Source organism: Methanobrevibacter sp., from assembly GCF_015062935.1.
In the GTDB taxonomy this organism is placed as follows: domain Archaea; phylum Methanobacteriota; class Methanobacteria; order Methanobacteriales; family Methanobacteriaceae; genus Methanocatella.
In genome coordinates, this window is the sequence record NZ_SUTM01000036.1 from 1 (window position 1) to 11,764 (window position 11,764).

Consider the following 11,764-nt stretch of genomic DNA (forward strand, 5'->3'; position numbering starts at 1 on the left):
TTAACAAAAGTACACCCAACTTTTCGATTCATCCCCGACTTGCAGAAGTCGAGGTATTCTCGAATTTTAAAGATAAAGGATTCCTCCCTTTAATTTGATGTGTTCGCCAAGAGGAGAGTTCATTAAAACATGTGTTTTAAATCTTATCATTGGCAATATTATCCTGTTCAAAATAAATATCACCACCTTTTGGATCAAGAGTTTGATTAGATATAATCTTTAATTTAATGGAATATATACTTTTTATTTGTTAGATTCCCAAATCAAAATTGCTTCATACTTGAAATTTTTATTACTCAAATATCCTGTGGAATATGGCCTATCTATATCAATTCTTTGAGATTAACTTAAGAAAATATTATTTCATATCCTTCGGTAAATGCCACAATGCAGTCAGTGAATTAGTGTTATTTGAATATGCTACAAAATTTTCGAAAAATTCTCTTTTAACTTCCATTGCAGTTTCACCCTCCATTAACCTCAGCAATCATGAGTGGAGAATCGGGATTAACAGATTATTGTTCTTTTTAACTAGATTCATATTGTGTTGTTTTTGTTGGTGGCAAGAACCTTAATAATGTTAAATGGTATGTTAACACCATTATATTTTTAAATTAGGTGAAAAAGGTTAGTTGGAAATTTGGACTTTTTATCTAATCTACTCGAGGCTTTTAGGTTATTCTCTCCGGATAGATTAAAACAGCACTTTTTTTAAAATCAGTCTTTGTAATTGTTTTCAACTCTGTCAAGGTAATATTTTCCCTTGTCGGTGATGCTGTAAAATCTATAGCGTTTATCTTCTTCATTAAGACATTCTACAAGCTCCGCATCTTTCAAAGTCTTCAGGTATTTTGAAACATGATTGCTGTTGTCATCAATATCCTTGCTGATTCTTGAAGGTATTTTGTCCTCTTTTTCAAGTGATTTAAGCACGCTTATCCTTTTTTTGGACCTTGCAAGCAGGGATACGATGCTCATGTCGTCTTTGTTTTTCATATTTTTAATTTTGTTTTTAGCTATATAGTAGATATCTATATGATATTAGCATGCTAATAGCAATATTTATATGTTGTGTGTAACATACTAATTATTACAAAAATGATGGTGTTTACTATGAACAAAAAGATTCTAGCCGCAATTATAATTCTTGCAATTGTTTCACTGATGTGCGTATTTTCTATCAGCATGTCCGCTAAGAATTTTGATGGACATTTCACCATGAATGTTCCGATGGGAAAACAGTATCGCGATATTGCCTATTGCCTTCCAAACGGAGGCCTGGGATCAATTGCCGAATACTGGGATGTTAATACTAACTGTGAAATAGAAGACGGGGACATTGTAATCTATTATTATAATAACTCTCTTCTCTCAGATGGGGAGTCAAGTGCATGGCAGCATGCTTTAAATGGACTTACAACATCTTATCTCTATAAGCGGGCTCCAGATGATGGCAATCTGGTTATTCTAACCAATGATATTGATATGAAAGGTATGCCCCCCTATATGGCAGGAAAATCAAATGAAGACGGCAGTGAAGCTGTTTTTGTCGGCGGCAGGAACCTCAATGATGTCAAATTGTATGCAAACACCATTGAATTTTTAAATTAGGTGTGAAAAATGTTAGTTAGAAATTTGGACTTTTTATCAATTCCCAAGGAATTTGCTAAAGTTGAAATCGAAATCTATGACAACAAGTCAATCGCTTTAGTGTATATTGAAAACAAAGGTTATTCACTGGTCTTAAAAGAAGGTGATGACATCCACTCAGTATTCTTGCTCAAGACAGACATTATACCAAGCAATGTAAACGGCCATTCCGACAGGGAAGACTTTATAAACGTCATTAAAATGCTTTTGGACAGAATTTACAGCGTCAGTGATATTAAGGAATATGAAAAACAGCATCAGGAACATGTATTCTTAAGACTGATGGACATGCTCAACGAAGGAAATGGTGTTGAAATGATATCCGAAGACAATTCCAAAACCTACACAGACATTGAAAAAGGTTTCATGAAGCTGGAAATTGATATCATGGACAATAAAATCAACGCATTGAATTCATCCATTTCAGATGTTTCATCCAACCTGCAGTCCACTGTGGATAATATAGAAGAAAACAAATGGGGAAACAAGATTAAAAAATCAATCGATCAAAATAACTGGGGATAATTATGGTTAAATGTCAAAATTGCGGAGCAGAAGTTGTAGGATCAAATTTCTGCTTTGCATGCGGTGAAAAGGTAGAGCAGTTCGAAAGCGATTCAAGCATATGTCCAAAATGCGGTGCGAAAAACAGAAAAAACACTTCATTTTGTGCAGAATGTGGAAACAAATTGTCAGGGGGACTTCCTTCATCAAGAAATCAAAGGGAGTGGGAAATAAAACGTAATGAAGTTATTCAAAGATATGACAGGCTTGCAGAGGAATTCGGAATCAAGGACGAGGACTATTTCCTCACCAGTGTCAAAAGATTCAACAAGCTTGAGCAGAGTACAACAAAACACAGTCTCACAAGAGATGTTGTTGAAACCGCCCTGGTTGGAGCACCTATTTCCCGTTTTAGCAAAAATCACATGGGTAATGAAACAATTATCGATGGATTTTTCCTGATTAAGGAAGAAAAATTTGTTTTCATGGAAATCGATAACAGAGACTGGGAAAAAGTAAATGCCGGAATAAACAATTTCTACTTCGACAAGATTGTTTCAATGAGGGTTACAAAACGTCTGGGAGATGACAGCAGATATGCCGACATTACCAAAAGGGCATGGACATCACCTGATGACATCAGAAGGTCAATCAAAAATGACATCCAATCCCTTAAGGCTACAAGATTTAAGGATTTGATAGCAAACAATGACAGTGCAGACATGTTTGACAGGCTGCTCATCAAACTGGTTGACAACACTTCCTATGAAATCAGGCTTCCAAGCTACCAGTTCGGTCAAAACCTTGTGGATTTATTCGAAACTTTAAGGGGAAAACTGCAAACAGTTGTTGTTCAAAATCAAACAGCAGAACCTACCAAGGCACAACAGCTAAAGGAATTCCAGGAATTGCTTGAAAGTGGTGCAATAACACAGGAAGAATTCGACCAGCTTAAAAAGGAACTGCTGTTCGGTTAGGTGTTGAAGATGGTTAAATGTAGTCGATGTGGGGTTGAAGTTGCAGACTCATTTGACATGTGTCCCAATTGCGGAAACTCTTTGGCACAGTCACAGGAACCCGTTAGTGAACCCTCAGGGGATTTGACATGCAGCAATTGCGGAGCGCCTATAAAAAATGACGCCGATTTCTGCTCAGAATGCGGAACAAAAGTTGAACAGAACACCTCAAACAGATGTGACGGCTGCGGTTCTGAAGTTCCCGACGGAGTACTGTTCTGCCCGACCTGTGGAAGGAAAGTCAGACAGATTCAACCTGCCCTGACTTCCCCGCAAGCTCAAACATGCCCTAACTGCGGATTTAATATCGAGGAAGATGTCACTTTCTGTCCTGAATGCGGAGTCAACCTTGTTACAGGTGAAAAATCCGAAATCCAAAATAAAAATCAAAGTTTCACAGATAAAATTGACATTAACAGGATAATAAAACCAACAATCATCATGGCGGTTGTAGCTATTGTGCTTTCAATAATCGGAGTAGCGATAGGATTGTCATGGATTTCATTTATTTTGGCTATTTTAATAAGTGTAGGCTTTTTTGCAGGATTGGTTAACAATGAAGCCAATGCAATGCTGTCAGGATTTTTTGTAGGATTAATCCTTGGCCTTTTGGAAACTCCAATCATTGCATTTGTCTGGGGATCATTTGCAGCAGGACTCTATGAATGGTTTTACGGAGGCCAGATTCTGGTGCTGATTATACTGGCAATAATCATGGCATATATCTCAAATGTCTATTTAAAAGATAATATCCGAGGGATTGCAGGCGATTTTGCATCTCGGTTATAATTTTCTTTTTCTTTTTTTACCATCCTGGACTGTAAAAGTCAGGGTGTTTCCCGTTTTAAATATTGATAAATTATTTACAATGCCGTCAATTTAAGAATTTCATTATAATACTTTAAATCAGTATTATGAAAATATTAAATTGTATTTTAGTGTACTATCCTTTAAGAATTTATCATTTTTAAAATTAATTTATTACTAATGGTTGTTCTTTGATTAAAGTAATATTTAACTTTTATTAAATTAGTACTTGTTTATGGCAATTATTGTTTAATAAATCTAATTCGTTGTTTTAATCAATATTTTGTTAAATTAATTATTTTTAGATTATGTTGGATATACTAATCATATTACTATTTTAGCATTAGTTTAAGTTAAAATTATAAATTTAAAGACTTAAAAAAAGTTTATATATAAATTGAGGACATATGTATAAGTATGAGAATAAAACACAAGCCCTCATTATTATTTTGGGGCAATTCATTAATTAATTTTTCTATTCTTTCTGAAAAAATAGAAAATCACCCAGAAGACCTACATCTGCAAGAAAATTCAATATGAACTACAGATTAACATGAAAAAAGAGATGTATAAAAAATCAAAAAGATAAAAAAATTATGAAATTCTTAAATTGACGGCATTGTCTTTTTTTTCGTAACATTTATATTATTCAACTATCTAATATCTATTAAAAAGTGATATTATGATAGAAAACAACATTTGTCTTTTAACAGACAGTTATAAGGTAACTCATCACTATTTCTATCATAAAGGCACTGAAAAGATTTATTCATACCTTGAAAGTAGAGTAGGTGCTGAGTTTAACAAAACAATTTTTTACGGACTTCAATATATCCTCAAGAAATATCTTGAAGGCCAGATTGTCACTCAGGAAAAAATTGACGAAGCCGATAACCTGATTGCCAATCATATCGGTCCGGATATCTTCAACAGGGATGGCTGGCAATATATTTTGGATGAACATGACGGCCATTTGCCGATTGAAATAAAGGCAGTTGCGGAAGGAACTCCTGTTGATGTGGGAAATGCACTGATGACAGTCGAAAACACCGATGACAAGTCTTATTGGCTGCCTAATTACTTGGAACCTCTTTTGTTGCAGGTCTGGTACCCTTCAACTGTTGCAACTCTCTCAGCAGAGGTCAAAAAACTGTGCAATTTCTATCTTGAAGTGACAGGTTCCGTTAAGGATAATCTTGACTTCATGCTCCATGATTTCGGATACAGGGGTGCAACTTCAACCGAATCCTCAATGCTTTCCGGATCAGCTCATCTGCTCAGCTTTTCAGGGACAGACACCATTGCGGCACTGACAATACCTGAAAACTATTACAACGATTCCACTCTATACGGATTTTCCGTCCAGGCAACCGAACACAGCGTAATGACATCTCTCGGTCCTGAAGGTGAAATTTCACAGATTCTCAATGTAATCGATAATGCAAAGGATGGAGTGCTGGCACTGGTTATAGATTCATACAACTACAGGAACTTCCTCGAAGAATCCGGAAAATCTGGAACAGAGCTGAATGAGGCCATTCTGAATTTCCTGGATGGTGAGGATAACAAGGTCGTATTCAGGCCGGACAGCGGTGAGCCTGTATCCACAACCATTGATTGTCTGAATCTGCTTTCTGAAGGCTTTGGAAGCCATCTCACCGACAAGGGCTATAAGGTCTTTGACTTGAACATAGGACTCTTATGGGGTGACGGACTGAACTATCAGAAAATCCGTGACATATTGTTTGCCATGAAATAAGCCGGATGGGCCGCCCAGAACATCATATTCGGTATGGGCGGAGGACTGCACACAGCCGTCAATCGTGACACCCAGAGAAACGCATTCAAATGTTCAGCCCAATTGCGTGACGGTGTCTGGCATGACATATTCAAGAATCCTCTTGATTCAAGTAAAAAATCAAAGACCGGAAGATTTAAGCTAATAAGAGAGAACAATTCATTCAGAACAGTTCCAATTGATAGTGAAGGTGAAGATTACCTTCAGACCGTATTTAAAGACGGAGAACTGCTGATTGATGATACCTTTGCAGATATCAAGCAAAGGGCTTTGAAATATTCAAATTTCTTATAAGGTGATAAAATGTGCACAGCAAGCAATTATATAACTGACAATCATTATTTTGGCCGTAACTTTGACTATGAAATATCCTATAACGAAAGGGTAACCGTTACTCCAAGAAAGTATGAGCTTAAATTCAGAAAAATAGATGATATTAAAACCCATTACGCTATAATCGGAATAGCTGCAGGCATTGACGAGTATCCATTATATTATGATGCATGCAATGAAAAGGGATTGGCTATTGCAGGTCTGAACTTTGCTGGAAATGCAGTCTACAGGGAATTTGAAGAGGATATGGTTAATATCACTCCTTTTGAACTGATTCCTTATCTGCTTGGGACCTGCTCCAGTGTGTCTGAAGCCCGTGAGGCATTAGGAAAAATCAATCTTGTAAACATTAACTTTGCCGATGAGCTTCCACTGTCCCCGCTTCACTGGATGATTTCTGATGAGGTTGAATCCATTGTCGTTGAACCCTTGGCCGACGGCCTGAAGGTCTATGACAATCCTGTAGGTGTTTTGACCAACAATCCTCCTTTTGACAAGCAGCTGTTTTACCTGAATAATTACAGGGGTTTATCTAACAAAAATCCTGAAAACACATTTGGTGTGGATTTGGAGGAGTACTCAAGAGGTATGGGTGCGATAGGCCTTCCGGGTGACTTGTCATCAGCTTCAAGATTTGCAAAGGTTGCATTTACCCGTGCAAATTCCTATTCGGATAATGATGAGGCAAGCAGTGTAGGTCAGTTTTTCCATATTCTTGGCTCAGTCGAGCAGCAGAACGGCTGCACATTCATAGATGATCCTGATTTGTATGAATACACAATATACACTTCCTGCTACAACACCAACAAGGCAATCCTGTATTACAGGACATACCATAACTCACAAATCACAGCAGTCGATTTGTATCGGGAGAATCTTGATTCATCTGAACTGATAAATTATCTTTTGATTAATGAAGAGCAATTCAACTTCATTAATTAAATATTTCCTTTTTTTTAAACAATGCCGTCAATTTAAGAATTTCATTATAATACTTTAAATCAGTTTTGATGCTTGCCAATTATTTTGCGGCGGTAATGGGTGGTGAAGGCGATACAAAACGCGCCACTCTGATAATCATTGCCGGAAACATTGTCAACATCATCCTTGATCCTATTTTTATCTATACTCTTGATATGGGGATGTTCGGTGCATGATTTGCCACAATCATAGGTTATTTTGTTTCTTTTGCACTGTTTTTATACTTATTCTATTATAAACAGGACACTTTCGTTAAAATTGATTTAAAGCACTTTAAGTATGATTTGTCCATTTTTAAAGAAATTATCAAGTTGGCGATTCCAATTATTCTAACCGGGATGATAGTGGCGGTTATTGGAATCATCGTCAATTACGGACTTCACACTTACGCTTCGGCATATGCCGTTGCCGCATATGTGGTAATCATTAAAATCCAGTCAACAGTATATTCTCCTATGCAGGGTTTGTCTAAAGGTTTGTGCATCGTGGCAGGTCATCTGAACGGTGCAAAAAGATTTGTAACTCTTAAGGATACCATAAGAAGAATCCTTATTATCAATATAGTTTTATCTGTTGTGCTGGGCGTGCTGCTGATTGTATTCAACTCATATTTCATTTCAATATTCACAGATGACCCGTATGTACTTCTGGAAGCCGGTGGCTTTTCCATACTGGCGTGCTGTTCAATTATTACCTATGCATGCATCATGACATGCAATTACTCATTTATCGGAATTGAAAAAAGCAGTTACAGTCTTTATTTTTTAATATTTGATATAATAATGAGTTTAGTTTTAATGTTTTCTTTTCTGATGTTTTCAATTGGGGCGGTTTTGGAGTGGTATTTTCGGTTGTCTTCAGTGAGGCCATCCCGGGTGTTTTGATGTTTTTTGTGCTCAGATTCAAAATCAATCTTCAAATCAAAAATAGTTCTTCTGAAAATGCGGTTTAGGATAATTTTTCAATATCATTAAATATCACGAAAACCAAAATTATAATATTAACAAAAGGAGCATAATGTTATGAATAAAAGAACTATAGAGCTTTCTGGACATATTATAGATTCATTGATTTTAACCAAAACAATGGCTATAATTATGGACAAGGGCGGAGAATTTGATATATTGGAAATTGATGTTGGACGTAAGAAATCAGATATTAGTAGAGCTAAAATCGAAGTTTCCGCAGATTCTCCCGAGCTATTGAATTCAATTTTAGATGAGTTGTCTGTGCTTGGTGCATCAATAGATGAAATTAAAGAGGTAAATCTCGTATCATCAACAAAAGACAAAGTTGCTCCTGAAGGTTTTTATTCCTCATCTAACCATACCACTCACGTTTTCTATAAAGGAAACTGGATTCTGGTTGAAGATATTGAAATGGACTGTCTTGTTGTAGTGGATGAAGACGTTCCAAGGGCTTATGTAAAGCCAATCGCTGATGTAAAGTCCGGAGACAGGATTGTTGTTGGTCTTGACGGTGTAAGGGTTACACCTCCTCACAGGTCAAGGGATGAACAGCAGGTCTTCGAGTTCATGAACAGTGATGTGTCTTCAGAAAAACCATTGATGAATCTTATAAATGGTATCGCTAAGGAAATGAAAGAAATCAAGGCCAAAGGTGGAAAAATCGGTATTGTCGGAGGTCCTGCCATTGTACACACAGGGTCAGGTAAATACTTGGCCGATTTAATCAGGGAAGGATACATTGATGTAATCATGGCAGGTAATGCACTTGCCACTCACGATATTGAATCCAATCTTTTCGGAACTTCACTTGGTATTGAAGTTGAAACCGGTAAAATCGTAGCTCACGGCCACACTCACCATATGAGGGCCATAAACAGAATCAACAATTCAGGTTCAATCAGGGGTGCCGTTGAAGACGGAACATTGACCGGAGGAATCATGTATGAATGTATTAAAAACGACGTTCCTTATGTCCTTGCAGGTTCAATCCGTGACGACGGACCTCTTCCAGATGTCATTACCGATACAGTCGAAGCACAGAAGCTTATGAGAAAATACGCTCAGGAAGTTGACATGGTGCTGATGATTTCAACAATGCTTCACTCAATCGCAATGGGAAATCTCCTGCCTTCAAGGGTTAAAAGTATCTGTGTAGATATAAATCCTTCCACAGTTACAAAACTCTCAGACAGGGGAAGTGCACAGGTTTTAGGTATTGTAACCGATATCGGTACATTCCTGCCACTTCTATATAACGCATTACATGAGGAATAAAGATGAAATTCACAGCATACATTTTAGATGTTTTAACAGATTCAGTTTATCCTGCAAGAATAACAATTGCTGACGGGATATTTAAGGAAATCGTTCCGATTCACGTTACTGAAGAGACAAAAATAGATGTTGACGGACTTATTGTTCCGGGTTTCATTGATTCTCATATTCACATTGAAAGCAGTATGATGACTCCTGCACAGTTTGCAAAGGTTGCTGTAAGGCACGGTACCACTGCTGTTGTATGCGATCCTCATGAAATCGCAAATGTCTGCGGAATTGAAGGTGTTGAGTTCATGATTGAAAACGCTTCCACAGTTCCGTTCAATTTTTATTTTGCAGCCCCTTCATGTGTTCCTGCAACTGCATTTGAAACATCAGGTGCAAAACTGGACTCTGAGGATATTGAATATCTGCTTAAAAAGCCGGAAATGGTTGCGCTTGCTGAGATGATGAACTATCCTGGCGTTATCGGTGCCGATAATGAGGTTTTAAGCAAACTGAAAATTGCAAGGATGTACAAAAAGCCAATTGACGGTCATGCACCACTGGTTTCCGGAAAAGATTTGGATAAATATATCGAACAGGGTATAGTCACAGACCACGAATGCAGTAATTTCAAAGAAGCTATCGAGAAAAAGCAGAAAGGTATGAAAATTATGGTTCGTGACGGATCATCTGCTAAAAATATGGAGGCTCTCTTTGATTTTTCACAACGTATAGAACATTACAAAAATCAGGACAGTTTCGGAATCATACCGAACGAGGTTCTCTCAAGAAGACTTCACTCTCCAATATTTGATTTCATAGTAAGTGACGATAAAAATCCTAAAGACCTGCTCAACGGCCATCTCAACGAATCAGTCAAAAAGGCGGTTGACCTTGGAATCGATCTCATTAAAGCCATAGAAATGGTGACAATCAACCCTGCGGCACATTACGACCTTGATGGGGGATCAATCGTAACCGGTTCACAGGCAGATTTCGTCATCATAGACAATCTTCATGATTTCAATATACTAAAAACATATATTGCAGGGGAATGCGTTTTCGACGGTGAAAATGTTTTATTTGACGTTGAGGACGTTGAATTTGAAAACACCATAAATGCAGACAAAAAATCCCACGCAGACTTTGACATATGCTTTGACGGTGACGAATGTGAAGTAAATGTCATTGAGTGCATCGACGGGGATTTGCTTACCAAGAAAAGCACTGCAAAACTCGCCGTAAAGGACGGCATTGTCCAGCCTGACATATTCCAGGACGTATTGAAGATTTCAGTAGTGGAACGCTACGGATCAAATAATGTGGCCAATGCATTCATCAAGGGATTCGGCCTTAAAAAAGGAGCAATGGCTTCATCAATTTCACATGACTCCCATAATATTGTCGTAGTCGGATATTCATCAGAAATGATGGCTGAAGCGGTAAACCGAGTAATAGACAACAGGGGCGGAATAGCTGTTGTAAGCGAAGACTTTGAAGATTCACTGTCTCTACCTATTGCAGGACTTATGAGCAATGAGGACGGACATGACATTGCAAAAAAATTAACAATCCTTCAGAAAATGGCTTCCGCTTTAGGATGCAAGCTCACAGCTCCGTTCATGACAATGGCGTTCATGTCACTTCTGGTTATCCCTTCACTGAAACTCTCAGACAGGGGACTGTTTGACGGTGACAACTTTGAATTTATAGATGTTATAAGAAACTAAAGGTCATAACCTTTATTTCTCAATTCTTTTTTTATCAAACCCATTGCCTTTATGTCCTCACGATAACCTACTTTTTTAACGACACGGTTCGCTTCCCTAAATTTACTGATATATTCGGCTTTTTTGTCATCACTGACCATATCGAAGCGGCTTAGATTGGAAAGGGATTCCACAACATATCCGAATCCTCTGTTGTATGCCCTTGTATCCTTGTTGATTACAATATCTGTAACTTTGGATTTGATGACAATAGCCTCATCTTTCTTTTTGACAGGGTCGCTTTGCTTTACGGCCTCGGTGAGTGAAATCACTTCACACTTAAAATAGGCCTCAGCACACTTAAGTGACAGGTCTTCATTAAAATAATTCCGAGGGAGATTTCCCAGTGTTGAGGTATAAAAGATTTCGGGGTCATATGTGATGTTTACAGTAAATTTGCGGGTTTCAACAATGTTTTCAAGGGTGTGGCTTCCTTTGAAAATACGGTTGACAATCACGTCAGGTCCGGAACATATAACACCAATTGGAGCAGCATTATATACATTTTGAGCATTTTTGGTAGTTATGATTGTCTCATACTGCCTTCCCCTTTCCATTCCAATAATCGATAAGTCAATTTCCATAATACTCATGTAATATTGGCTCTTTCAAAAACTTAAGTGATTCGGATTAAAAAATTTTTGAGGAGCAAGATTTTTTTCTTTTCTAATTTTT

At 37.5% G+C, this 11,764-nt stretch carries 11 protein-coding genes and 1 pseudogene; 10 read left to right on the plus strand and 2 right to left on the minus strand.

Annotation, left to right across the window (positions count from 1 at the left end; genetic code table 11):
- Nucleotides 1–717 precede the first annotated feature (717 nt).
- Entirely contained in the window at nt 718–996 is a 279-nt protein-coding gene (locus E7Z81_RS11770) for a winged helix-turn-helix domain-containing protein (RefSeq protein WP_292748072.1), read from the minus strand.
- A 117-nt stretch (nt 997–1,113) separates the two neighbouring features.
- Between E7Z81_RS11770 and E7Z81_RS11775 the strand changes: the two genes are divergently transcribed.
- From E7Z81_RS11775 to ade, 10 genes and pseudogenes are all read left to right on the plus strand, one after another.
- Nucleotides 1,114–1,611 (plus strand): hypothetical protein, encoded by a 498-nt coding sequence (locus tag E7Z81_RS11775; protein WP_292748074.1) that lies wholly within the window; start codon nt 1,114–1,116, stop codon nt 1,609–1,611.
- Between the two features lie 9 nt (nt 1,612–1,620).
- Entirely contained in the window at nt 1,621–2,175 is a 555-nt protein-coding gene (locus E7Z81_RS11780; protein WP_292748076.1) for a hypothetical protein, read from the plus strand.
- A gap of 2 nt (nt 2,176–2,177) precedes the next feature.
- On the plus strand, nt 2,178–3,131 hold the full coding sequence (locus E7Z81_RS11785) for a zinc-ribbon domain-containing protein (protein ID WP_292748078.1): 954 nt from the start codon (nt 2,178–2,180) through the stop codon (nt 3,129–3,131).
- 9 nt (nt 3,132–3,140) lie between these two features.
- Nucleotides 3,141–3,959, plus strand: coding sequence for a zinc ribbon domain-containing protein (locus E7Z81_RS11790; protein ID WP_292748080.1), 819 nt, complete (start codon nt 3,141–3,143; stop codon nt 3,957–3,959).
- Between the two features lie 700 nt (nt 3,960–4,659).
- Nucleotides 4,660–6,069: pseudogene (locus tag E7Z81_RS11795) on the plus strand (nicotinate phosphoribosyltransferase).
- 9 nt (nt 6,070–6,078) lie between these two features.
- A complete protein-coding gene (gene bsh / locus E7Z81_RS11800) occupies nt 6,079–7,050 on the plus strand; it encodes a choloylglycine hydrolase (RefSeq protein WP_292748082.1) in 972 nt (323 codons plus the stop codon).
- Nucleotides 7,051–7,118: 68 nt separating this feature from the next.
- Complete coding sequence (locus E7Z81_RS11805; RefSeq protein WP_292748084.1) at nt 7,119–7,265, plus strand: hypothetical protein; 147 nt, start codon at nt 7,119–7,121, stop codon at nt 7,263–7,265.
- Nucleotides 7,266–7,400: 135 nt separating this feature from the next.
- Complete coding sequence (locus E7Z81_RS11810; protein WP_292748086.1) at nt 7,401–7,973, plus strand: MATE family efflux transporter; 573 nt, start codon at nt 7,401–7,403, stop codon at nt 7,971–7,973.
- A 138-nt stretch (nt 7,974–8,111) separates the two neighbouring features.
- A complete protein-coding gene (locus E7Z81_RS11815) occupies nt 8,112–9,332 on the plus strand; it encodes a TIGR00300 family protein (protein ID WP_292748088.1) in 1,221 nt (406 codons plus the stop codon).
- Between the two features lie 2 nt (nt 9,333–9,334).
- The gene (gene ade, locus E7Z81_RS11820) at nt 9,335–11,050 is read left to right on the plus strand and encodes an adenine deaminase (RefSeq protein ID WP_292748090.1); all 1,716 of its coding nucleotides are present in this window, start codon (nt 9,335–9,337) and stop codon (nt 11,048–11,050) included.
- Here the strand turns inward: ade and E7Z81_RS11825 are convergent.
- Nucleotides 11,047–11,682 (minus strand): DUF447 domain-containing protein, encoded by a 636-nt coding sequence (locus E7Z81_RS11825; RefSeq protein ID WP_292748092.1) that lies wholly within the window; start codon nt 11,680–11,682, stop codon nt 11,047–11,049. The two genes, ade and E7Z81_RS11825, sit on opposite strands and share 4 nt — an antisense overlap.
- Nucleotides 11,683–11,764 lie beyond the last annotated feature (82 nt).